The 22,194-nt window shown below is 62.3% G+C and carries 20 protein-coding genes; 5 read left to right on the plus strand and 15 right to left on the minus strand.

From position 1 onward, the window contains the following. Window positions 1–14 precede the first annotated feature (14 nt). On the minus strand, window positions 15–2,303 hold the full coding sequence (gene metE, locus ACJ8QI_RS19055) for a 5-methyltetrahydropteroyltriglutamate--homocysteine S-methyltransferase (RefSeq protein WP_442532944.1): 2,289 nt from the start codon (window positions 2,301–2,303) through the stop codon (window positions 15–17). 90 nt (window positions 2,304–2,393) lie between these two features. On the opposite strand from metE, the gene metR reads away from it, so the two are divergent. Next, complete coding sequence (metR, locus tag ACJ8QI_RS19060; protein WP_038874173.1) at window positions 2,394–3,338, plus strand: HTH-type transcriptional regulator MetR; 945 nt, start codon at window positions 2,394–2,396, stop codon at window positions 3,336–3,338. Window positions 3,339–3,374: 36 nt separating this feature from the next. On the opposite strand, the gene ACJ8QI_RS19065 is transcribed toward metR, so the two are convergent. Continuing rightward, window positions 3,375–4,235, minus strand: a complete 861-nt coding sequence (locus ACJ8QI_RS19065; RefSeq protein ID WP_048232416.1) for a carboxylate/amino acid/amine transporter — start codon at window positions 4,233–4,235, stop codon at window positions 3,375–3,377. A gap of 151 nt (window positions 4,236–4,386) precedes the next feature. Here ACJ8QI_RS19065 and ACJ8QI_RS19070 point away from each other — a divergent pair, with 151 nt between their 5' ends. Then, window positions 4,387–4,716 carry a hypothetical protein gene (locus tag ACJ8QI_RS19070; protein WP_038874168.1) on the plus strand — a complete coding sequence of 110 codons (330 nt, stop codon included), beginning with the start codon at window positions 4,387–4,389 and terminating at the stop codon, window positions 4,714–4,716. On the opposite strand, the gene ACJ8QI_RS19075 is transcribed toward ACJ8QI_RS19070, so the two are convergent. The 12 genes from ACJ8QI_RS19075 to ACJ8QI_RS19130 form a co-directional block, all read right to left on the minus strand. After that, window positions 4,697–5,653 (minus strand): AEC family transporter, encoded by a 957-nt coding sequence (locus tag ACJ8QI_RS19075; protein WP_049202434.1) that lies wholly within the window; start codon window positions 5,651–5,653, stop codon window positions 4,697–4,699. The two genes, ACJ8QI_RS19070 and ACJ8QI_RS19075, sit on opposite strands and share 20 nt — an antisense overlap. A 60-nt stretch (window positions 5,654–5,713) precedes the next feature. After that, on the minus strand, window positions 5,714–6,451 hold the full coding sequence (gene ugpQ, locus ACJ8QI_RS19080; RefSeq protein WP_141957700.1) for a glycerophosphodiester phosphodiesterase: 738 nt from the start codon (window positions 6,449–6,451) through the stop codon (window positions 5,714–5,716). Next, window positions 6,451–7,521, minus strand: a complete 1,071-nt coding sequence (locus ACJ8QI_RS19085; protein ID WP_060424153.1) for a sn-glycerol-3-phosphate import ATP-binding protein UgpC — start codon at window positions 7,519–7,521, stop codon at window positions 6,451–6,453. Before ACJ8QI_RS19085 ends, ugpQ begins: the two co-directional genes overlap by 1 nt. Window positions 7,522–7,526: 5 nt before the next feature. Further along, the gene (gene ugpE / locus ACJ8QI_RS19090; RefSeq protein WP_019455301.1) at window positions 7,527–8,372 is read right to left on the minus strand and encodes a sn-glycerol-3-phosphate ABC transporter permease UgpE; all 846 of its coding nucleotides are present in this window, start codon (window positions 8,370–8,372) and stop codon (window positions 7,527–7,529) included. Continuing rightward, window positions 8,369–9,256 (minus strand): sn-glycerol-3-phosphate ABC transporter permease UgpA, encoded by an 888-nt coding sequence (gene ugpA, locus ACJ8QI_RS19095; RefSeq protein WP_015376293.1) that lies wholly within the window; start codon window positions 9,254–9,256, stop codon window positions 8,369–8,371. Before ugpA ends, ugpE begins: the two co-directional genes overlap by 4 nt. Before the next feature lie 78 nt (window positions 9,257–9,334). Continuing rightward, on the minus strand, window positions 9,335–10,654 hold the full coding sequence (ugpB, locus tag ACJ8QI_RS19100) for a sn-glycerol-3-phosphate ABC transporter substrate-binding protein UgpB (RefSeq protein WP_049195230.1): 1,320 nt from the start codon (window positions 10,652–10,654) through the stop codon (window positions 9,335–9,337). 312 nt (window positions 10,655–10,966) lie between these two features. After that, window positions 10,967–12,154, minus strand: coding sequence for an aminotransferase-like domain-containing protein (locus ACJ8QI_RS19105; protein ID WP_049202437.1), 1,188 nt, complete (start codon window positions 12,152–12,154; stop codon window positions 10,967–10,969). A 44-nt stretch (window positions 12,155–12,198) separates the two neighbouring features. Then, window positions 12,199–12,900: a high-affinity branched-chain amino acid ABC transporter ATP-binding protein LivF gene (gene livF, locus ACJ8QI_RS19110; protein ID WP_038874157.1), complete on the minus strand. Its 702-nt coding sequence runs from the start codon at window positions 12,898–12,900 to the stop codon at window positions 12,199–12,201. 1 nt (window position 12,901) lies between these two features. Further along, window positions 12,902–13,672, minus strand: a complete 771-nt coding sequence (gene livG / locus ACJ8QI_RS19115) for a high-affinity branched-chain amino acid ABC transporter ATP-binding protein LivG (RefSeq protein ID WP_025304904.1) — start codon at window positions 13,670–13,672, stop codon at window positions 12,902–12,904. Continuing rightward, a complete protein-coding gene (locus ACJ8QI_RS19120) occupies window positions 13,669–14,952 on the minus strand; it encodes a high-affinity branched-chain amino acid ABC transporter permease LivM (protein ID WP_060441197.1) in 1,284 nt (427 codons plus the stop codon). The genes livG and ACJ8QI_RS19120 overlap by 4 nt, the downstream gene beginning before the upstream one ends. Further along, window positions 14,949–15,875, minus strand: coding sequence for a high-affinity branched-chain amino acid ABC transporter permease LivH (livH, locus tag ACJ8QI_RS19125; RefSeq protein WP_149571834.1), 927 nt, complete (start codon window positions 15,873–15,875; stop codon window positions 14,949–14,951). Before livH ends, ACJ8QI_RS19120 begins: the two co-directional genes overlap by 4 nt. Window positions 15,876–15,992: 117 nt before the next feature. Continuing rightward, a complete protein-coding gene (locus ACJ8QI_RS19130) occupies window positions 15,993–17,108 on the minus strand; it encodes a branched-chain amino acid ABC transporter substrate-binding protein (RefSeq protein WP_025304902.1) in 1,116 nt (371 codons plus the stop codon). Between the two features lie 405 nt (window positions 17,109–17,513). Between ACJ8QI_RS19130 and panM the strand changes: the two genes are divergently transcribed. The 3 genes from panM to ACJ8QI_RS19145 are packed head-to-tail and all read left to right on the plus strand — an operon-like array spanning window position 17,514 to window position 21,182. Beyond that, window positions 17,514–17,906: an aspartate 1-decarboxylase autocleavage activator PanM gene (gene panM, locus ACJ8QI_RS19135; protein ID WP_049198652.1), complete on the plus strand. Its 393-nt coding sequence runs from the start codon at window positions 17,514–17,516 to the stop codon at window positions 17,904–17,906. Then, the gene (locus ACJ8QI_RS19140; protein ID WP_442532945.1) at window positions 17,903–19,120 is read left to right on the plus strand and encodes a DUF3142 domain-containing protein; all 1,218 of its coding nucleotides are present in this window, start codon (window positions 17,903–17,905) and stop codon (window positions 19,118–19,120) included. The genes panM and ACJ8QI_RS19140 overlap by 4 nt, the downstream gene beginning before the upstream one ends. Window positions 19,121–19,163: 43 nt before the next feature. Further along, window positions 19,164–21,182 (plus strand): hypothetical protein, encoded by a 2,019-nt coding sequence (locus ACJ8QI_RS19145; protein WP_442532983.1) that lies wholly within the window; start codon window positions 19,164–19,166, stop codon window positions 21,180–21,182. Between the two features lie 62 nt (window positions 21,183–21,244). Here the strand turns inward: ACJ8QI_RS19145 and rpoH are convergent, their stop codons facing one another. Further along, window positions 21,245–22,102 (minus strand): RNA polymerase sigma factor RpoH, encoded by an 858-nt coding sequence (gene rpoH / locus ACJ8QI_RS19150; protein ID WP_038874147.1) that lies wholly within the window; start codon window positions 22,100–22,102, stop codon window positions 21,245–21,247. Between the last annotated feature and the right edge of the window lie 92 nt (window positions 22,103–22,194).

Below are 22,194 nucleotides of genomic sequence, written 5' to 3' on the forward strand. Positions count from 1 at the left end.
TCCGCCGCACGGCATCACGCGTGCTCGCGCAGGCGCTGTGCCGCCAATACCATGTTGGCCAGCGACTGCCGGGTTTCCGGCCAGCCGCGGGTTTTCAGGCCGCAATCCGGGTTAACCCACAGGCGTTCCGCCGGGATATTCTGCGCCGCTTTACGCAGCAGCGCTTCAATCCATTCCACGCTCGGCACGTTCGGCGAGTGGATATCGTAGACGCCCGGCCCGATTTCGTTCGGGTATTCGAACTCTTTGAAAGCTTCCAGCAGATCCATATCGGAACGCGAGGTCTCGATGGTGATCACGTCGGCGTCCAGCGCGGCGATGGAGTCCATGATGTCGTTGAACTCGCAGTAACACATGTGGGTGTGGATCTGGGTGTCGTCCCGCGCCACGGCGGCGTTCAATTTGAAGGCGTCCACCGCCCAGTTCAGGTACGCGGCCCAGTCGGATTGACGCAGCGGCAGCCCCTCACGCAGCGCAGGTTCGTCGATCTGGATGATGCCGATACCGGCTTTTTCCAGATCTTCCACCTCGTCGCGCAGCGCCAGCGCAATCTGCTTGGCAATCACTTCACGGGTCACGTCTTCACGCGGGAACGACCAGCACAGAATGGTCACCGGCCCGGTCAGCATGCCTTTCACCGGCTTGTCGGTCAGCGACTGGGCGAATTTGGCCCATTCGACGGTGATGGCTTCCGGGCGGCTGACGTCGCCGATGATGACCGGTGGCTTCACGCAGCGGGAGCCGTAGCTCTGCACCCAGCCGTTTTGGGTAAACACGAAGCCGTCCAGGTTCTCGCCGAAATACTCCACCATGTCGTTACGCTCGGCTTCACCGTGCACCAGCACGTCCAGCCCGAGGCGCTCCTGCTCGACGATCGCCTGTTTGATGTGCTCACCGATGCTGGTGCGGTAGTTGTTGCCGTCCAAACGGCCCTGTTTGAAGTCCAGACGCAGGCTGCGGATCTCGGTGGTCTGCGGGAACGAACCGATGGTGGTGGTCGGCCAGGCCGGCAGGTTGAAACGCTCGCGCTGCGCCCTGGCGCGTTCGGCGTAAGCGCTGTGGCGTTCGCTGTCCTGCGCGGTGATCGCGGCCAGGCGACGCTCAACCTGCGGGTTGTGCACGCGGCTCGACTGACGGCGGGCGCGGATCGGTGCGCTGTAGGCATCCAGTTCAGCCTGCTTGGCCGCGTCAGGCGCGTTCAGCGCCGAGCTCAACAGCGCCAGCTCGGCGCATTTTTGCAGCGCGAAGGCGAACCAGCTTTTCACTTCTTCGTCCAGACGGCTTTCCACGCTCAGGTCGATCGGGCTGTGCAGCAGTGAACAGGAGCTGCCGATCCACAGTGGGCGGGTGCCCACCAGCGGCTGAAGACGTTCGAACCAGCGGCTCAGATCGGCGCGCCAGACGTTGCGGCCGTTGATGACCCCCAGCGACAGCAGCCAGTCGTTCGGCAGTGCGGCGCTCAGCGCGGCAATATCGTCATGGCCGGCGACCAGATCGACGTGCAGCCCCTGCACCGACAGCGTGCGGACGGTATCGAGGTTGTGGCCGACGCTGTCGAAATACGTGGTCAGCAGCAGCTTCACCTGCCCCTGCAGCGCGTCGTAAGCCGGTTTGAACGCATCCAGCCAGGCTTGCGGCAGCTCCAGCACCAGCGCAGGTTCATCAATTTGCACCCACTCGACGCCGCGTTTCGCCAGCTCGGCCAGCACCTGTTGGTAAACCGGCAGGATGTCTTTCAGCAGCGACAGGCGGTCGAACGGCTCGCCCTTCACCTTACCCAGCCACAGATAGGTCACCGGGCCCAGCAGCACCGGCTTGATGCGATGGCCGAGCGCCAGCGCTTCGTCCACTTCGTCCAGCAGCTGAGTCCAGCCCAGCTTGAACTGCTGGCCTTGCTGAAATTCGGGCACCATGTAGTGATAGTTGGTGTTGAACCATTTGGTCATTTCCGCCGCGGCCGCCGGCTCGCCGGTCGGTGCGCGGCCACGGCCGATGCGAAACAGCGTGTCCAGATCGATCGAACCATCCGCATTCTGATGGCGCGCCGGCACGTTGCCCAGCAGCAGGCTGGTGGTCAACACATGATCGTACCAGGCGAAATCGCCGACCGGCACCAAATCCACCCCGGCCTGCTGCTGTTGCTGCCAATGACGAGCGCGCAGCTCGCGGCCAACCGCCAACAGCTCTTCCTGCGTTGAGTTGCCGGCCCAGTAGCTTTCCTGAGCTTTTTTCAGCTCACGTCGTAGCCCAACGCGAGGAAAACCCAGTGTGTGATTCAAAATTGCCATCGTCATATTCCCCATTTAGCCGTCCAGATGTTTACACATCCATAATCAGCAGGTACTGTATTAACCACAAGCGCAATTTATTCACTGTCAATGTGAAGGACTCTCATGATCGAACTGAAACATTTACGGACGCTGCAGGCCCTGCGCAACAGCGGTTCGCTGGCGGGGGCGGCGGCCCAACTTCATCAGACGCAGTCTGCCCTGTCGCACCAGTTCAGCGATCTTGAACAACGTCTGGGCTTCAAACTGTTCGTGCGCAAGAGCCAGCCCCTGCGCTTCACCGCCCAGGGCGAGATCCTGCTGCAGCTGGCGGAGCAGGTGCTGCCGCAGATCCAGCAGGCGCTGCAGGCCTGCCACGAGCCGCATCAGACCACGCTGCGCATCGCCATCGAATGCCACAGCTGCATTCAGTGGCTGACGCCGGCGCTGGACAACTTCCGCCGGCGTTTCCCGCAGGTGGTAATGGACTTCACTTCCGGCGTGACTTTCGATCCGCAACCGGCCTTGCAACAGGGCGAACTGGATCTGGTGATGACGTCGGATATTCTGCCGCGCAGCGGCCTGCACTATTCGCCGATGTTCGATTTCGAGGTGCGCCTGGTGCTGGCGCCGGATCATCCGCTGGCCGGCAGACCGCACATCGAACCGGAAGACTTGAGTGACGAAACGCTGTTGATTTACCCGGTGCAGCGCCAACGGCTGGATATCTGGCGGCATTTTCTGCAGCCGGCGGGCGTCAGCCCGGCGTTGAAGAACGTCGATAACACGCTGCTGCTGATCCAGATGGTATCGGCGCGAATGGGGATTGCGGCGCTGCCGCACTGGGTGGTGGAGAGTTTCGAACAGCAGGGTCTGGTGGTGACCAAAACCCTGGGTGACGGCCTGTGGAGCCGCCTGTATGCCGCCGTGCGCGACGGTGAACAGCGCCAGGCGGTGACCGAAGCCTTTATCCGCTCGGCCCGCCAGCACGCCTGCGATCATCTGCCGTTTGTGCGCGACGCCGCACGTCCCGGCGCGACCGGCGCCAAAGCGTTGGCGGCCGGCGTATAAACTTTCGGGCCCCCCGGGCCGGGGTGGCCCGCCCGCTTAGCCGAGCTGTTTCGGCGCCACCCAGCGGCGATGCACCCACAGCGAAGCGACGATCACCGCCCCGCCGATGATAAAGCTCGGCCAATGCGGCTGCTGTTGCCAGATGGCCAGGTTGACCAACAAACCGGCCGGCACATGCATATTGTTCATGATGCCGAGCGTGCCGGCATCCACCTGCGTCGCGCCGTAGTTCCACATGAAGTAGCCCAACCCCGACGCCACCACGCCCAGCCAGATCAGCACGCCCCACTGCAGATTGGTGGTCGGCAGCTGCTGCGGATTGCCCCACAGGAACCAGGCCACCACCGCCACCGCCGCCGCCCCCAGGTAGAACCAGGAAAATGCGGTGTGCTGCGGCAAGGGGTGCACTTCCATCAGGCGCTTATAGCCGACCATGCCGATGGCGAAGCTGATATTCGCCGCCTGCACCAACAGCAGCCCCCACCAGAAATGCTCACTCAGCTGGTGATAACGGATAATCGCCGCGCCCAGCACCGCCAGCAACGCGCTGAAGACATAGCCCCAACGCAGGCGTCGGCCGCTCAGCAAGTCGTAGATCAGCGTGATGTACAGCGGCGTCAGCACGGTGAACAGCAGGAATTCCGGCACCGTCAGGTACAGATAGGCGCGGAAGCTGAACAGGTACATGATGCCCAACTGGAAGGCGCCCACCAGCATATACAGCAGGATCACCTTGAGTTTGATGTTGCGCCAACGCAGAAACGGCAGAAACACCAGCGCCGCCAGCCCGATGCGCACCAGCGCCGAGAATCCGCTGTCGACGTGGCCCGCCAGGTACTCGCCAATCAGGCTGAAAGAAAATGCCCACAGAATGGTGGTTATAACCAAAAGCAGCACGATGGGTTCACCCTAAAAAGACCGAAAGGGCGATTGTAACGGAAGATGCGCACCGCGTTGGTGAAAAGGCGGTTTACATCCGAACAAAAGATAAACTACCGGCAAAATTTCACCGCTGGGTTAGGCTTAATAAAAAGGCGAGGTAACCATCATGAAAACTTCTCACATCCTGTTCGCCCTGCTGTGGCTGCCCGGCCTGGCTGCGGCGGCCAACGGCGTAACCGATCTGCGTTCACAGCAGCAGTTTCTCAACCAAAGCAGCCAGCAGGCCCAGCAACAGCGCCTGTTGAACAATCGGCAAATGGACCAACGCCGCCTGCAGCAACAGCGGCAGTTCGACAATCAGCGGCAACAGCTGATGCAAACCACGCCGAACGGCGGGCAACTGCTGCCTAATGGCAATCAGCCGCGCGATCCGTTCAATCGCACCGCGCCGGCGGTGCCGCAGGCACCGATGCCGGCTACGCCCGCACGCCCATAACGGTGAGGATCAGCGGCGTGGTGATCGCCGCCAGCACGGTGGACATCACCAGGCTGGTGGCGGCCGGGCCGGTGAGCGTATTGAACTGGCGCGACATCAGGTAGACGTTCACCCCCACCGCCATCGACCCCAGCAGCACCACAACGCGGGTTTCCATCGGCGGCAGATCCATCATCCAGGCCAGCAGCCAAATCACTAACGGTTGTACCAGCAACTTCAGCACGCAGATGGCGCTGCTCAGCTGCCAGCCTTCGCTGATGCGGTACTCGGCAAGCCCCATGCCCAGCACCACCAGCGACAGCGGCGCCGCCACCTGGCCGAGCATGCTGACCGGCCGATCGACGAAGGCCGGCAGCGGCAGGCCGGTCAGGCTGAACAGGGTGCCGGACAAGATGCCGACGATCAGCGGATTGGTCAGCACGCTACGCGCGGTTTTAACAAAACCGCTCAGCGTCGGCGAACCATTGCGCGCCCATTCGATCGACACCGTCACCAGCGTCCACAGGATCAGGCCGTTGAATACCAGCACCAGCGCCACCGACGGGATCGCCGCCTCCCCCAGCATCACGCCGGCGATCGGCAAGCCGAGCATCACGTTATTGGAGAAAATACCGCCCAGCGCAAACACCGATCCGGCGACGCCATCCAGCCGGAAGAGATGCCGGGCGACGAGGCGGCCAAGCACGAACACGATCAGGCAACTGCCGAAGAACGCGATCAGCAGCCGGGCGTCGACCGCCGGGCGCTGCGAGAAGTCGCACATCATGCGAAACAGCATGGCGGGCAAGGCGAGGGAAAACACGAAACGCGTCAGGCCATCGGTGATACTGGCAGGCCATTTCCCCCAGCGAATCAGCCCATAACCCAACGCGATCAGAACAAACAGCGGTAAAGACAGCACGATCTGGTGCCACAGTGACAGGATAAAGCCAGGCATCGCATTCCTTCCGGTGGTGCGGCGGCAAGGCTTGTCGTCGCGGGATTCATCGGTGCCGGATTAAAAATCCGGGCCGATCAAATCTATCCGGTCGGTGCAAATGCAGTCAACGCCCCAGTCGAGCAGCAGGCGCGCGCGATCCGGTTGGTTGACGGTGTACACCAGAATGCGCAGCCCGGCGTCTTTCAACGCTTTTACCCGCTCGGCGGTCAGCGCTTTGTGATCGATATGCAGCGAGACACAGTCCAGGCGTTCGGTCAGCTCGCGCCAGTTGTCGTCCCAGGCCTCGAGCAGCAGGCCGCGCGGCAAATCCGGCACGGTGCGCTGCGCCGCCGCCAGCGCTTCTACCGAGAAGGAGGAAAGCAGCGGATCGGTCTGCCCTTGCCACAGCAGCCGCGCCGCCAGCGCCACCACCCGGCCGGTTTCATCGTCGCTGCCGGTGGTCGGCTTGATCTCGATATTGGCCATCAGGCCGTGTTCCTGGCAGCGTTCCGCCACCTCCGACAACAGCGGCAACCGCTCGCCCTTGAAGGCCGAGCTGTACCAGTTGCCGGCGTCCAGCTGCACCAGTTTGTCCCACGGCAGCTCGCCCGCCACGCCCCAACCGTTGCTGGTGCGATCCAGCGTGTCGTCGTGCAGCAGGAAAATTTGCCCGTCCTGCGCCAGCTTGGCATCGAACTCGATCATCTTGTGGCCGTGGCGCGCGCCGACGTCGATCGCCGCCAGGGTGTTTTCCGGCGCCAGAGAACCGCCGCCGCGGTGGGCGACGATATGAGGGTAAGGCCAGGGTCTAGTCATCAATCCATCCGTAATCCGCTATGGGTGTCAAAGAAGTGCAGCGCCTGAGCAGGCAGCTGCAAATATAGCGTACAGCCCGCCGCCGGCAAGGTTTCGTGCGACAGCCGCGCGATCACCCCGTGGCCGCCCCACTGGCCGTGCGCCAGATTGTCGGCCCCCAGCAGTTCCAGCGTCTGCAGCTGCAGCGGCACGCCCTGGCCTTGCGCCACCAGTTGAATATGCTCCGGCCGAATGCCCAACGTCAACTGCCGCCCCGCCCACTGCGGTTTGGCCGCCGGCAACGGCAGCGCCATGCCGTCCGCCAGCAGCAGCTGGCCGCCGTCGGCGCTGAGGGTGCCGGGCAAGAGGTTCATCGCTGGCGATCCGATAAAGCCCGCGACAAACAGCGAAGCCGGCCGTTGGTACACTTCGCTCGGGGTGCCGATCTGTTCCGCCACGCCCTTGTTCATTACGATGACCCGCTGCGCCAGCGTCATCGCCTCCACCTGATCGTGCGTCACGTACAGGCTGGTGGTTTTCAGACGACGATGCAGCTGTTGCAGCTCCAGGCGCATCTGCACCCGCAGCTTGGCGTCCAGGTTGGACAGCGGCTCATCGAACAGGAATACCGCCGGTTCGCGCACGATGGCGCGCCCCATCGCCACGCGCTGGCGCTGGCCGCCGGAAAGCTCGCGCGGTTTGCGTTTGAGCAGCGGCTCCAGCTCCAGGATGCGCGCCGCCTCCTCCACCCGTTGGCGGATATGATCCTTGCCGAAACCGCGGATCTTGAGGCCGTAGGCCATGTTGTCGTACACGCTCATGTGCGGATAGAGCGCGTAGTTCTGGAACACCATCGCGATGCCGCGATCCTTGGGCTCCAGATCGGTCACGCGCCGGGTATCGATATAGATATCGCCGCTGGTGGTGCGTTCCAGCCCGGCCACCATACGCAGCAGCGTGGATTTGCCGCAGCCGGACGGGCCGACCATCACGATGAATTCGCCGTCCGCCACATCGAGGTCAATCTGTTTGATCACCGGCGTTTTACCGTCGTAAGACTTGGTGACCGCCTGTAGTTTTAATCCTGCCATCGTCGTTATTTCTCGCTATCAACCAGACCGCGCACAAACCAGCGCTGCATCAGAAGCACCACCGCCAGCGGTGGCAATAAAGTCAGAATCATCGCCGCCATCACCTGGTTCCACTGGGTCGGCGCGCCGGAAGTGGAGATCATGCTCTTGATGCCCGCCACCGCGGTGCCCATCGAGGCGTCGCTGGTGATCAGGATCGGCCACAGGTATTGGTTCCAGCCGTAGATAAAGGTGATGACGAACAGCGCCGCCAGATTGGTTTTCGACAGCGGCAGCACGATGTCCCAGAAGAAACGCATCGGCCCGGCGCCGTCGATCCGCGCCGCCTCCAGCAGCTCATCCGGCAGCGTCATGAAGAACTGACGCAGCAGGAAGGTCGCGGTGGCCGAGGCCATCAGCGGCAGCGTCAGGCCGGTGTAGCTGTCCAGCAGGTTGAGGTTGGAGATCACCTCCACCGTCGGGAAAATACGCACCTCCACCGGCAGCATCAGGGTGAGGAAAATCAGCCAGAAGAACAGGCTGCGCAGCGGAAAGCGGAAGTACACGATGGCGTAAGCCGACAGCACCGACACCGCAATTTTGCCGAAGGTGATCGCCAGCGCCATGATCACGCTGTTGAGCAGCAGCAGCGAGAACGGCACCTTGAGGTTGCCCACGCCGCCCTGCCAGATATTGCGGATGTTCTCCCACAGGTGGCCGCCGGGCACCAGCGTCATCGGCACCTGAAACACCTGCTTGTCGTCCAGCGTGGCGGCGACAAAGGCCACATACAGCGGGAACAACACCACCAGCACGCCGATAATCAGCATCACATGGCTGAAGATATCCAGCCCGCGTCGATTCTCAATCATTGATAGCGCACCTTACGTTCAACAAAGCGGAACTGGATCACCGTCAGGCCGATCACCAGCAGCATCAGGATCACCGACTGCGCGGCAGAGCTGGAGAGATCCAATCCGGCGAAGCCTTCGCGGTAGATCTTGTAGATCAACGTGGTGGTGGACTGCACCGGCCCGCCGCCGGTGGCGGCGTCGATCACCGGGAAGGTATCGAAGAAGGCGTACACCAGATTGACCACCAGCAGGAAGAAGCTCACCGGCGCGATCAGCGGCAGCACCAGATGGAAGAAACGCCGCACCGGGCCGGCGCCGTCGATGGCCGCCGCCTCCACCAGCGAGCGCGGGATCGACTGCAGCGCCGCGAGGAAAAACAGGAAGTTATAGCTTATCTGCTGCCATACCGAGGCCAGCACCACCAGGAACATCGCCTGGCCGCTGTTTTGCGCATGGTTCCAGTTATAACCCAGCCCGTTGAGGAAATGGGTGATCAACCCCAGGCCGGGGTTGAACAGAAAGATCCACAGCACCGCCGCCACCGCCGGTGCCACCGCATAGGGCAGGATCATCAGCGTGCGATAGAGGCGGCTGCCGCGCAGCACGTAGTCCACCAGCGCGGCGAAGAACAGCGACACCGCCAGCCCGATGCCCGCCACCAGGAAGCTGAAGATCAGCGTGGTGTAGAACGAGTCAAGATAGTAAGGATCCTGAAACAGCTGCTTAAAGTTATCCAGCCCGACAAACTGGCTGGACAGGCCGAACGGATCGAGGCTCTGCACCGAATACCACAGCGCCTCGCCGGCGGGCCATAAAAAGAACACGGCGGTAATCAGCAGCTGCGGCAGCACCAACGCATAGGGCAACCAGCTGCAGCCGAAACCGGGACGGGAAGATGACATAGCAGTTAAACCATTAATCGGGTACGGAAGGATCGGCGTGAAGACGCGAGCCCGATCGGACGGGCCCGCGACGCAGGGTTACTTGGTTGATGCTTCGAAACGGCGCAGCAGCACGTCACCGCGCTGCACGGCGGCGTCCAACGCCTGCTGAGGCGTTTTCTTGCCGGTCCACACGCCTTCCAGTTCCTCATCCACCACGCTGCGGATCTGCGGCATGTTGCCCAGGCGCAGGCCCTTGGTGAACGGCAACGGCGGCTTGTTCAGCATCTGGCGAGTGGCGACGTCAGCACCCGGGTTCTTGTCGTAGAAGCCCTGCTGCTTGGTCAGATCGTAAGCCGCGGTGGTGATCGGCAGATAGCCGGTCTTCTGGTGCCATTCGGCGGCGATTTCCGGCTGCGCCAGGTACTGCAGGAACTCGGCCACGCCCTTGTAGGTGGCGGCGTCTTTGCCGTTCATCACCCACAGGCTGGCCCCGCCGATGATGGCGTTCTGCGGCGCGTTTTTCGCGTCAGCGTCGTACGGCATCATGCCGACGCCGTAGTTGAATTTGGCGTAGTGCTTGATGTCCGCCAGCGAACCGGAAGAAGCGGTGGTGATGGCGCAGTCGCCGTTATAAAACTTCTCGGTGGATTCGTCTTTGCGGCCGAAGTAGGTGAAATCGCCCTTCTTGTTCATCGCCTCCAGCAGCTCGATGTGCTTGACCTGCAGCGGCTTGTTGAACTCCAGCTTGGCGTTGGTGCCGCCGAACCCGTTGTTTTCGCTGGCGAACGGCACGCCGTGCCAGGCGCTGAAGTTCTCCAGCTGGATCCAGCCCTGCCAGCCGCTGGCGTAGCCGCACTTCATGCCGGCCTCACGCAGCTTGGCGGTATCCGCCGCCAGCTCCTGCCAGGTTTTCGGCGGCTGGTCCGGGTTCAGGCCGGCCTTCTTGAAGGCGTCTTTGTTGTAGTACAGCACCGGCGTGGAGCTGTTGAACGGCTGAGACAGCAGATGGCCGCTCTTGTTGTCGGTGTAATAGCCGGCTACCGTCGGCACGAACACCGACTCGTCGAAGTTGATGCCGGCCTCTTTAAACACTTCGTAGACCGGTTTGATGGCCTTGCTGGCCATCATGGTGGCGGTGCCCACCTCGTAAACCTGCAGGATCGCCGGCGCCTTGCCGGAGCGGTAAGCGGCGATGCCCGCCGCCAGGCTCTGTTCGTAGTTGCCTTTATAAACCGGCACAATCTTGACGTCGCTGTGCGACTGGTTGAAGCGATCCGCCAGGGAATCCACTTCCTTACCCAGTTCGCCTTCCATCGAATGCCAGAACGGGATCTCGGTCGCCGCCAGCGCCTGAGTGCTGACCGCCAGGGTCAACGCGACGCACAGCGTGGTTTTGCGAATAGCGTAGGTGAGCATGCCTAACTCCTGAAAAAAGCTGGTGTAAAAGCGCGTGAGCGAAAAGAATCAATTCTTGATGAGGGAGTGCCCCCTATAGCTTTCGAGTTGCAGCTAGGCGGCAACCTGCTGGCACCCTGGAGCTTAGCTAACTAAGTGACAGGGGGGCAGTCGGGCAGCCAACAACGCTGCGGCTCGAAAGATGACGGGGGATAACATGCCATGCGCGGATGACAGAAAAATAACCGTTATATGACAGCCACATGACGGCAAGGTGAAGTGAAGATGGCGGTTTGATGTCGGCGGCGGGCATGGGCTCCGCCGCCGCGAGGATTACAGCGAACGGCGCAGACGCGCCACCGCTTCCTGCATCTGCTGTTCGGTGGCGGTGGCGAACGACAGGCGGAAGGTCGAACGATCCGGGTTGTCGGAGAAGAAGTATTCCCCCGGCACGAACACCACGCCCTGCTGCAGGGTAGCGTTCAGCCATTCGGTGGCGTTGAACGGCTGGCGGAAACGCGCCCACAGGAACATGCCGCCCTTCGGCTTATCGAAGGTGATGTAGTCGCCCAGCTCCTGCTCCACCAAACCGGCCAGGATCTCGCCCTTCTGTTTGTAGGCGGCGCGGATCTTGTCGATCTGCGCCGGCAGGCGGCCCAGGCCGAGGTAGCATTCGACGATGCTCTGCGACAGCGCGCTGGCGTGCAGATCCGCCGCCTGCTTGATGATCGCCACTTTATGCAGCAGGAACGGCGGCAGGATCGCCCAGCCCAACCGCAGGCCCGGCGCCAGGATCTTGGAGAAGGTCGAGGTATAGATGATGTGGTCGGTGTTGCCCAGCACCCGCTGCGACACCTGATGCAGCGTCGGGTGGCGCTCTTCGGTAAAACGCAGCTCGCCGTACGGATCGTCTTCGATGATCAGGAAGTTATGTTCGGCGGCCAGCTTCACCAGCAGTTCGCGGCGCGCGGCGCTCAGGGTGATGCCGCTGGGGTTGCCGAAGTTCGGCACCACGTACACGCCCTTGATGCGCTGGGTTTTCAGCAGCTCGGCCAGCTCTTCCACCACCATGCCGTCGCTGTCGGACGAGACCGACATGATGTTGGCTTCCGCCAGCTCCAGCGTTTGCAGCGCCGCCAGGTAGGTCGGGCGCTCCACCACGAACACGTCGCCGGGGTTGACGATGGCGCGCATCACCAAATCCAATGCCTGCTGCGAGCCGGCGGTGACCATCACCTCTTCCGCACCAGCGGTGACGCCGCGCTCGGCGCACAGCGCGCAAATGCGCTCACGCAGCAGCGGGCTGCCCTCGGTCAGGCCATACTGGAACGCGCTTTTCGGCTGTTCGGTGATCGCCTGCTGGGTGGCGATGCTCAATCCTTCGAAATCGAACAGCGCATCAGAGGGGATGCCGCCCGCCAGCGAAATGACGTGTTCCATCTTGCTGTGTTTAAGCAATTCACGGATGGCCGAACTTTTTACGTTAACGATGCGCTGCGCGAGTAACCCTTCTGTCTTCATTTCTTCTTCTCGTACCTGATTATTTTAATTCGTAGGGGGGCGGATTAACCGCCCAGATACGCCGACCTCACTGCTTCGTTGGCTAACAATGCAGCCCCCGTATCTTCCAACACCACGCGGCCGTTTTCCAGCACATAACCGCGGTCCGCCAATTTCAGCGCCTGATTGGCGTTTTGTTCCACCAGGAAGATGGTCATGCCCTCTTCCCGCAGCTGCTGAATGATGTCGAAAATCTGCTGGATGATGATCGGCGCCAGCCCGAGCGAGGGCTCGTCGAGCAGCAGCAGCTTCGGCTGGCTCATCAGCGCGCGGCCGATGGCCAACATCTGCTGCTCGCCGCCGGACATGGTGCCGGCACGCTGGCTTCGGCGTTCCAGCAGGCGCGGGAACAGAGTGAACACCCGTTCGATGCGCTGTTGATACTGCCGGCGATCGGCGAAGAAGCCGCCCATCGCCAGGTTTTCTTCCACCGTCATGCGCGAGAAGACGCGCCGCCCTTCCGGCACGATCGCCACCGCTTCGCGCATGATGCGCGAGGTTTGCCACTGGGTGATGTCCTGGTTCTGAAAGACGATGCTGCCTTCGCTGGCGCGCGGCTCGCCGCACAGGGTGCCGAGCAGCGTGGTTTTACCGGCGCCGTTGGCGCCGATTAACGTCACGATTTCCCCCTGGCTTATCGTGAGACTGACCTGATGCAGCGCCTGAATTTTGCCGTAATGGGCGGATACCTGATTGAATGACAACATATTATTCTTCGCCCAAATAAGCCCGGATCACGTCCGGGTTGTTGCGGATCTCCGCCGGTGTGCCCTGCGCCAGCGGCGTGCCCTGATTCACCACGTAAATGCGGTCGGAAATGCCCATCACCAGCTTCATGTCGTGCTCGATCAGCAGCACCGATACCTTATGCCGATCGCGCAGCTCGACGATCAGGTGATCCAGCTCGTCGGTCTCTTTCGGGTTGAGGCCGGCGGCCGGTTCATCCAGCATCAGCAGCTCCGGCCGGGTCACCATGCAGCGGGCGATCTCCAGCCGCCGCTGCTGCCCATAGGCCAGGTTGCCCGCCGAACGGTTAGCCATCTCCAGCAGGCCGACGCGCTCCAGCCACTCCGCCGCGCGCGCCAGCGCTTCGGCTTCGGCGCGGCGGAAGGCCGGGGTTTTCAGCAACCCGGCAAACACGCCGCTTTTCAGGTGCTGATGCTGCGCCACCAGCAGGTTTTCGATCACCGTCATTTCACGGAACAGCCGCACGTGCTGGAAGGTGCGCACCACGCCCATACGGGCGATGGCCTGTCCCGCCAACCCTTCCAGGTGGCGATCGCGCAATTTGATGGTGCCGCCGGTCGGGCGGTAAAAACCGGTCAGGCAGTTGAACACCGTGGTCTTACCGGCGCCGTTGGGGCCGATCAGCGACACGATTTCACCTTCGTTCAGCGTCAACGCCACGTTGTTGACCGCCAGCAGCCCGCCGAAACGCATCGACAGGCCCTCCACCTGCAGCAAAGGTTGAACGCTCATGCCTGCTCCCCCTTACCCGCGTGAATGTCCGCCGCCTGCAGCTTCAGCTGCGGCCGTTTCATCGGCAACAGCCCCTGCGGCCGCCAAATCATCATCAGCACCATCAGCGCACCCAGCAGCAACATGCTGTATTCATTCAGATCGCGCATCAGCTCGCGCGACACCACCAGCAGGATCGCCGCCAGAATGACCGCGAACTGCGAGCCCATGCCCCCCAGTACGACGATCGCCAGTACGAAGGCCGATTCGACGAAGGTGAAGGATTCCGGGCTGACGAACCCCTGGCGCGCGGCGAACAGCGTGCCGGCAAACCCGGCGAAAGCGGCGCTGATGGTAAAAGCGGTCAGCTTGATGCGCGTCGGGCTGAGGCCCAGCGAGCGGCAGGCGATCTCGTCTTCGCGCAGCGCTTCCCAGGCGCGCCCCAGCGGCATACGCAGCAGGCGGTTGATGACGAACAGCGTCAGCACCACCAGCAGCAGCGCCACCAGGTACAGGAACACGATGCGATCGCTCGGATCGTATTTCAGGCCGAAGAAGTTATGGAAGGTATCCCAGCCGCCGTCGCGCACGCTGCGGTTGAACTCCAGGCCGAAGAAGGTCGGTTTCGGGATCTGGCTGATGCCGTTCGGCCCGCCGGTGATCTCGGTATTGTTCAGCAGCAGGATGCGCACGATCTCACCGAAGCCGAGCGTCACGATTGCCAGATAGTCGCCGCGCAGCCGCAGCACCGGGAAACCGAGCAGGAAGCCGAAGGCGGCGGTGACGATGCCCGCCAGCGGCAGGCTCTCCCAGAAGCCGAGGCCGTAATAGTGATTCAGCAGCGCGTAGGTGTAAGCGCCGATGGCGTAGAAACCGCCGTAGCCGAGCACCAGCAGACCGGACAAGCCCACCACCACGTTGAGGCCGAGGCCCAGCATCACGTAGATCAGCGTCAGGGTGGCGATATCCACCGTGCCGCGCGAGACCAGGAACGGCCAGGCGACCGCCGCGACGATGAGCAGAGCCGCCAGCAGCTTTTGCCGCGGCGTGGTGCCGTCGAAGCTCGGCAGCACGAACGCCGGGCCGGAGACTTTTTTCAATCCCTGCTGCAGCAGCGGGCGCAACAGCTGGAAGAAAAAGACGATGACACAGCCGATGCCGATCCACATCCAGCGCACTTCCGCCGCGCCGTGCACCACCAGCTTGGTGCCGTCCAGGCTGAGCTGCATGCCCATCAGGAACGACGCCATCACGAACAGCACCGCCGTGGCGATCAGCGCATTGAGCAGATTGAGTTTCATACTTTCTCAACCTCCGGACGCCCGAGGATGCCGGTCGGCATGATCAGCAGCACCACGATCAGCAACGCGAACGACACCACGTCTTTATATTCAGTGCTGAGGTAGGCGGAGGTCAGCGCTTCCGCCACGCCCAGCACCAGGCCGCCGATCATCGCGCCGGGAATGCTGCCGATACCGCCCAGAACCGCGGCGGTGAAGGCTTTCATACCGGCCATAAAGCCGATGTAAGGGTTGATGACGCCGTAGAACTGGCCGAGCAATACCCCGGCCACCGCCGCCATCACCGCCCCGATGACGAAGGTCAGCGAGATCACCCGGTCGGTGTTGATGCCCAGCAGGCTGGCCATCTTCAGGTCTTCCGCACAGGCGCGACAGGCGCGGCCCATACGCGAATAACGGATAAACAGCGTCAGCGCCAGCATCGCCAGGAAGGTCACGAGCCAGATGATCAGCTGCATGGTGCTGATGGTGGCGGCGAAGCCGTTGCTTTCCCCCAGCATCCACTGGCCGGTCACCAGGCTGGGCAGCGCCAGATCGCGTGAGCCCTGCGTCAGGCTGACGTAGTTTTGCAGGAATATCGACATGCCGATGGCCGAGATCAGCGCAATCAGGCGCTTGGAGTTGCGCACCGGCTTGTAGGCCACCCGCTCGATGCTCCAGCCGTAGGCGCTGGCGATGACGATCGAGACCAGGAACGCGGCGCCGATCAGCAACCAGCCGACGTCGATACCGAGCATCATCAGGGCGGCGATGACGATAAAGGAGACATAGCTACCGATCATGTACACCTCGCCGTGGGCGAAGTTGATCATGCCGATGATGCCGTAAACCATGGTGTAACCGATGGCGATCAATGCATAGGTGCTGCCCAACGTTAAGCCGTTGAACATCTGCTGCAGAAAATAGAGGAGCTGCTCTGACATACTCTGAACCCTTGGCTGCGAAACCCGCCGGCGGAGAACCGGCGGGTAAAGGGAGACGGGGCCGGCAAGCCGACCCGCCGGGCGCAGCGGGCTGCGCCCCACCCTAATCATTATGGCTTATTTGATCGGTGTGGACGTGCCGTTGGCATGCCATTCGAACACGCCGAACTCGAAGCCTTTCAGATCGCCCTTGTCATCCCAGGTCAGCGGCCCCATCACGGTCTCCACCGGCTTGCCGGTTTTCAGATCCTTGACGATATCCGCCGGCTCCTGGCTGCCGCTGCGCTCCATGCCGGTGGTCAGCGACTGCAGCGCGGCATAGGTGGTCCAGACGAACGGGCCGGTCGGATCCAGCTTCTTGGCTTTCAATGCATCGACGATCGGCTGGTTGGCAGGCACCTGGTCGTAGCGTTTCGGCAGCGTCACCAGCATGCCTTCCGAAGCGGCTCCGGCGATGTTGGACAGCGAGGAGTTGCCCACGCCTTCCGGCCCCATGAAGCGGGTGGTCAACCCGGCCTGCTTGGCCTGACGCAGGATCTGGCCCATTTCCGGGTAGTAACCGCCGAAGTACACGAAGTCGATATTTTCTTTCTTCAGGCGCGCCACCAGGGTGGAGAAGTCTTTGTCGCCGGCGGTGATGCCTTCGAACATCGCCACTTCGGTGCCCTGTTTTTTCAGGCTGTCGCGCACCGAGCGCGCCAGGCCTTCACCGTATTGCTGCTTGTCGTGCACCACGGCGATGCGCTTCGGCTTGATGTCGCTGAGGATGTATTTGGCGGCGGTCGGGCCCTGATCCGAGTCCAGGCCGGTGGTGCGCAGGATCATCTTGTAGCCGCGGGTGGTCAGATCGGCGTTGGTGGCCGCCGGGGTAATCATGATCACGCCTTCGTCTTCATAGATATCGGACGCCGGCTGGGTAGACGAGGAGCACAGGTGGCCGATCACGTAGCGAATGCCGTCGTTGATCACCTTGTTGGCGACCGCAACCGCCTGTTTCGGGTCGCAGGCGTCGTCGTATTCCACGCCAACCAGCTTGTCGCCCTTGATACCGCCCTTGGCGTTGATATCGGCAATCGCCTGGCGCGCGCCGGTAAACTCCATGTCGCCATACTGCGCGACCGGGCCGGACATCGCCCCGACGATCGCCACCTTGATGTCTTTCGCCATGGCCGCCTGGCTCATGGCCATCGCAATACAACCCGCCAGCAGTGCCTTACCTGTTGTTAATTTCATCCGCAAATCCCCATCTGTCGTTGTGAACGTACCTGTTGTGTTTGCCTGCGCCCGATCGTTATTGACCGCTTTTGTTATAAGTAATAATGATTTAGGCGCTTTATCGGCATTATTTTCTAATAAGACTTTATTTTTCATACCATTAAACAGGAATTTTCTTCTGCAAATCAACTTCATCCGGCAGAAACAAGCGGTGTAAACAGGATAAAATTCGAATCAAATCTGCGCTCTTTACCTTGAGGCGTAGTGCGTTGTGCTGGTTAACAATCCGTTTACTAACTATTTACTCGGAAAATGCCCCGTGCAAAAAACATATTGCACAGTAATCGTACAGAAAAACTTACACAACGCTCTGCACAAGATCTATTACACTGTCGGCATCATTTAGCTGCGCGGAAATTCTGCATGAAACTGACCATCGAGCGCCTGACCGCGCTGTCCCCGCAAGACCTTATCGACCTCGGTAAAATTTGGCCTCACCAGCAGCCGGAACAGTGGCAGAGCTGGCTGAGCGACGGCAAGGCGCTGTTCGCCGCCCGCTTCAACGAGCGGCTGCTGGGGGCGGTGAAAATCGCGCTGCAGGACGACCGCGCCGAACTGCAGGACCTGCTGGTGCGCGAAGTGACGCGCCGCCGTGGCGTCGGTCTTTACCTGGTGCAGGATGCGCAGCGCCAGCTGCCGCAGGTCGCCCACTGGCAGCTGTCGACCGCCGGCCTGGCGCCGCGCGAACGCGGGGAAGTCGATAACTTCATGCGCGCCTGCGGCTTCGCACCGCAGGGCGATCTCTGGCAAAAATGAAACGCCGGCTGGCGGCGCTGGTCTTGATTGCGCTGGGGCTGGCGGCCGCGCTCCTCGGGCGCCAGCAGGCGCTGCGCCTGGCCTCAGGCTGGGATCAGCAGGTTTATGTCTGGCAGCGGGTCTGGACGCCGCAGCACGCCGATGCGCTGGCGCACAGCCGCGATCTGTTCGGTGGGCTGCGCGTGCTGGCGCTGCAGGTACATCCGCGCGAGGGCTGGCGGGAGATCCCAGCCGATCTCAGCCTGCTGAAGCAGGACGGCCGCCCGCTCTGGCTGGTAGCACGCCTCGACGGCCAGCTGCCGCAGCTGGACCAAGAAGCCATTATCCAGCGTCTGCTGGCGCTCACCCAACGCTGGCAGGCGGCCGGGCTGCCCGTCACCGGCGTCGAGATCGATCATGACGCCGCCACCGCCCGCCTGCCGGACTACCAACGCTTTCTACAGCGGCTGCACCAACGGCTGCCCACCGCTTTGCAACTCGGCATCACCGCCCTGCCGGCCTGGATCGGCTCACCCGCTCTGCCCAGCGTACTGCAGCAGGCCGACAGCTCCGTCCTGCAGGTGCACGCGGTGCTCTCGCCGCAGCAGGGGCTGTTTGACGGCCCCTTGGCGCTGCGCTGGGTGCGGCAGTACGCCGCCGTCACACCGAAGCCGTTTCGCGTCGCGCTGCCGGCCTACGGCATGGCGCTGCTGGGGTTTGATGCGCAGGGCGCGCAGGTGGAGAGCGAATCCTCGCTGCGCGTGGCGGGCAACGGCCGCGAGCTGACGGTCGCGCCGCAGCAGATCGCCGATTTTCTGCAAACGCTGACGCAGCAAACGCCGCTCCGGCTGCGCGGCATTATCTGGTTTCGCTTGCCGCTGGCGGACGATCGGCGCGCCTGGTCGCTCGCCACGCTGCGAGCGGTGATCGAACGGCGGCCGCTGAACGTCGACTGGCAGGTAAAATTTAGGCCTCAGCCACAGCAAAACGGGCTGTATGATCTGATAATTCATAACAACGGGCCGGTGGACGCCCCGCTGCCGCAAGAGGTGGTCATCCGCGCCGACGACTGCCTGGCAGCGGACGCGGTCGGCAACTACCGGCTGGAATCCGCACCGCAACGGCAACGCTTTATCCGCATCAGCGGCGACCAGCTGCGCGCCGGGCAATCCCGGCCGCTGGGCTGGCTGCGCTGCCAACAACTGACGCCAGGAGGCACCCTTGTCACACCTTGATTCGCGCGCGGCACGGAACACCCGCCGCCTTCTTCCGCTGGCCATGCTGATCGGCGCCGCGCTGGCGCTGCCGCTGAACGGCTATGCCTGCGGCCCGGATTTTCCTAACCGGCTGCTGATCGACCGCAACGGCACCCTGCTGTATATGCCGGAGGGCAATTTCGCCTTCGAAGCCGGCCGACTGGTGCCGGCGGATAAGCAGCTGCCGCACTGGCAAGCCCCCCCGCCGCCGATGCCGCCGAAACCGATGCCGCAGTCGCCGGAAACGGTGGCGATCGGCAAAATGCGCGCCGCCAAAACGGTGGAAGAGGCTGACGCCGTCAATACGCAGGGGTTGTCCAACGCCGCGCGCCTTTATCAACTGGGCGCCGTCGCTTTCGCCAGCCACGATCCGCGCGCCACAGACTATTTCCAGCAGGTGCTGAAGCTGCCGGCCGCCGAACAGGGCGACTGGGGACTGCGGACGCAGTATTCGCTTGGGCGGGTCTTGATGAATGACCACAGCACGCCGATGAATGAATCTGGTGAAGCGGCGCCCGCCGCCGAGCATCCGCCTAAAGCCGAACTTGAACAGGCGCTGGCGGCGTTCCAGCAGGTGATCGATCGGGTGAAAAGCGGCGCCGCCGACCCCGATCAGCTGGCGCTGAGCAGCCTCGGTCAGCAGGCGCGCATCCACCTGTGGCTGGGTGACGTCGCCCCCGCCGCCCACCTGTATGCACAGCAGGCGGCGCAGGGCGATCCGAGCGGCGGGCAGTCGCTGCAGTACGTCTCCAGTTTCCTGGTCAATCCCGACCATCTGGAAACGCTGAAACAGGTTATCGGCGATCCCTTAATCCAACAGCTGGTGACCATTGAACTGTTCGCCCGCAGCGGCAACCTGCAGATGGCGGATACCGACGGCAACGGCCGCTCCGCACAGATCATCAGCCAGATCCTGACGCTGCTGGACGGCACGGTGAAAAGCGGCTTCGCCGGCAGCGATCGGCTGGCGGCATTGGCCTACCGTTCCGGGCAGTACCCGATGGCGGCCAGCCTGCTGAAAAACGCCGGCGACAGCGGCCTGGCGTGGTGGCTGCGCGCCAAAATGGCGCTGCGTGACGGTGACGTGAAAGCTGCCACCGCCGCCTATGCCAAGGCGGCAAGCGCATTCCCCGCCGACGAAAGCTGGGGCGAACAGCGCAACGCCGACTTCGTCGCGGAAACCATCGTGCCCGAGTGCCGGGTGGCCGGCGAACAGGCTATCCTGGCGCTCAACCGCGGCGACTATCTGCAGGCGATGGACCTGCTGTATCGCGGCAAGGCGATCTACTGGGCCGACGTGGCCGACGTGGCGGAGCGGGTGTTGACCGTCGATGAGTTGAAAGGCTTTGTCGATAAGCACGCCCCGGCGCCGACGACGCCGCTCAAGCCGGTTAACCCGGACGACTACGGCGGCCAGCAGATCACGCCGGAAGTGCAGCTGCGCGAACTGTTGGCGCGGCGCTTGATGCGCGCCGGGCGGGCCGCAGAGGCGCAGGCCTACTTCGATATCCCCAACTACCGCCAGGCGGCGCAGCAGTATGCCGACGAGCTGAAGGCCGCCAAGGACAAGTCCGCCGCGCCGCTGACGCGCGCACAGGCTTACTATCGCGCCGCCAACCTGCTACGCGCCCAGGGGCTGGAGTTTACCGGCTATGAGATGACGCCGGACTACGCCATCTATGGCGCCGGCTATTCCTATCTGGGGGATGCGTTCGATACTCGCGAGCTGAAGCACAAAAGCTGGATAGACAACGCAGAAGCTGCGCGCGCCAAGGCGGCGCTGCCATTGGAAGACAACCGTTTCCTGCACTATCGCTGGCAGGCGGTGGGGTTGGCGCAACAGGCGGCCGATCTGCTGCCGCCGAAAAGCCAGGCCTACGCCGCCGTGCTGTGTAACGCCGCCAGCTGGGTTATCAAGCGCGACGCCAAGACCGGTCGGGCGCTTTATCAGCGCTACATCAACACCGGCACCCGCTACCCGTGGGCGGCAAAATTCGGCTACGACTGCCCGGCGCCGGACTTCGCCACTGTTGCGCCATAACGCCGAATTTCAGGCATGAAAAAGCCCGGCTTGCCGGGCTTTTTTTCGAATATCGCATCGACTCAGGCTTCGATCGCCATTTTCAATTTCTTCATGGCGTTCTTTTCCAGCTGGCGCACACGCTCGGCGGAAACGCCGTACTGATCGGCCAGCTCTTGCAGCGTCGACTTATTGTCGTCGTCCAGCCAACGGGCGCGGATGATATGCTGGCTGCGCTCGTCCAGACCTTCCAGCGCATAGGCCAGTTTGTCTGCGGCGTTGCTTTCCCAGTTATCTTCCTCGATGCCTTCGGCGAAGTCCGAGCTCTTGTCCTGCAGGTACAGCACCGGCGCCATCGCCTGGCCATCGCGGGCCTCGTCGTCCGGAGTCGGATCGAAAGTCATGTCCTGCGCCGCCATGCGAGATTCCATCTCGCGCACGTCTTTGCTGGTGACGCCCAGCTCGCGGGCCACCAGCTCCACTTCGTCCTGGTTGAACCAGCCCAAACGCTGTTTGGTTTTGCGCAGGTTAAAGAACAGCTTGCGCTGCGCTTTGGTGGTCGCCACTTTCACGATGCGCCAGTTGCGCAATACGTACTCGTGGATTTCCGCCTTAATCCAATGCACCGCAAAGGAAACCAGACGCACGCCGACTTCAGGGTTGAAGCGGCGAACGGCTTTCATCAGGCCGATATTACCTTCCTGAATCAGATCCGCCTGCGGCAGACCGTAGCCTGAATAGTTGCGGGCAATATGAGCGACAAAGCGCAGGTGAGACAGGATGAGCTGCTTAGCGGCATCCAGATCGCCCTGATAATGCAGCCGTTCAGCCAGCTCCCGCTCTTCCTCTGCCGTCAGCATCGGATAGGCGTTGGCTGCCCGGATATAGGCTTCCAAGCTACCTTGGGGTACTAAGGCTAAAGTTTGCATTTCTTTGGTCATTCAAACCCTCTCTATGAGAATACAAAATCATGCAGGTGATTATTACAGCGGGGAAATGATTGATTCTACGGCAGTTGCTGAAGCAAAAGCGG

It is taken from the genome of Serratia sp. CY84636, from assembly GCF_052166245.1.
In the GTDB taxonomy this organism is placed as follows: Bacteria; Pseudomonadota; Gammaproteobacteria; order Enterobacterales; family Enterobacteriaceae; genus Serratia; species Serratia nevei.

Bases quoted from the DNA above. Each gene is read 5' to 3' on its own strand.
- ugpA (WP_015376293.1), bottom strand. From the start codon at position 9,256: ATGTCATCTTCCCGTCCCGGTTTCGGCTGCAGCTGGTTGCCCTATGCG.
- ACJ8QI_RS19130 (WP_025304902.1), bottom strand. From the start codon at position 17,108: ATGAAATTAACAACAGGTAAGGCACTGCTGGCGGGTTGTATTGCGATG.
- ACJ8QI_RS19120 (WP_060441197.1), bottom strand. From the start codon at position 14,952: ATGAAACTCAATCTGCTCAATGCGCTGATCGCCACGGCGGTGCTGTTC.
- ACJ8QI_RS19140 (WP_442532945.1), top strand. From the start codon at position 17,903: ATGAAACGCCGGCTGGCGGCGCTGGTCTTGATTGCGCTGGGGCTGGCG.
- ACJ8QI_RS19145 (WP_442532983.1), top strand. From the start codon at position 19,164: ATGCTGATCGGCGCCGCGCTGGCGCTGCCGCTGAACGGCTATGCCTGC.
- rpoH (WP_038874147.1), bottom strand. From the start codon at position 22,102: ATGACCAAAGAAATGCAAACTTTAGCCTTAGTACCCCAAGGTAGCTTG.
- ugpQ (WP_141957700.1), bottom strand. From the start codon at position 6,451: ATGACTAGACCCTGGCCTTACCCTCATATCGTCGCCCACCGCGGCGGC.
- ugpB (WP_049195230.1), bottom strand. From the start codon at position 10,654: ATGCTCACCTACGCTATTCGCAAAACCACGCTGTGCGTCGCGTTGACC.
- ugpE (WP_019455301.1), bottom strand. From the start codon at position 8,372: ATGATTGAGAATCGACGCGGGCTGGATATCTTCAGCCATGTGATGCTG.
- ACJ8QI_RS19075 (WP_049202434.1), bottom strand. From the start codon at position 5,653: ATGCCTGGCTTTATCCTGTCACTGTGGCACCAGATCGTGCTGTCTTTA.
- livG (WP_025304904.1), bottom strand. From the start codon at position 13,672: ATGAGCGTTCAACCTTTGCTGCAGGTGGAGGGCCTGTCGATGCGTTTC.
- ACJ8QI_RS19105 (WP_049202437.1), bottom strand. From the start codon at position 12,154: ATGAAGACAGAAGGGTTACTCGCGCAGCGCATCGTTAACGTAAAAAGT.
- panM (WP_049198652.1), top strand. From the start codon at position 17,514: ATGAAACTGACCATCGAGCGCCTGACCGCGCTGTCCCCGCAAGACCTT.
- livF (WP_038874157.1), bottom strand. From the start codon at position 12,900: ATGTTGTCATTCAATCAGGTATCCGCCCATTACGGCAAAATTCAGGCG.
- ACJ8QI_RS19085 (WP_060424153.1), bottom strand. From the start codon at position 7,521: ATGGCAGGATTAAAACTACAGGCGGTCACCAAGTCTTACGACGGTAAA.
- metR (WP_038874173.1), top strand. From the start codon at position 2,394: ATGATCGAACTGAAACATTTACGGACGCTGCAGGCCCTGCGCAACAGC.
- livH (WP_149571834.1), bottom strand. From the start codon at position 15,875: ATGTCAGAGCAGCTCCTCTATTTTCTGCAGCAGATGTTCAACGGCTTA.
- metE (WP_442532944.1), bottom strand. From the start codon at position 2,303: ATGGGGAATATGACGATGGCAATTTTGAATCACACACTGGGTTTTCCT.
- ACJ8QI_RS19070 (WP_038874168.1), top strand. From the start codon at position 4,387: ATGAAAACTTCTCACATCCTGTTCGCCCTGCTGTGGCTGCCCGGCCTG.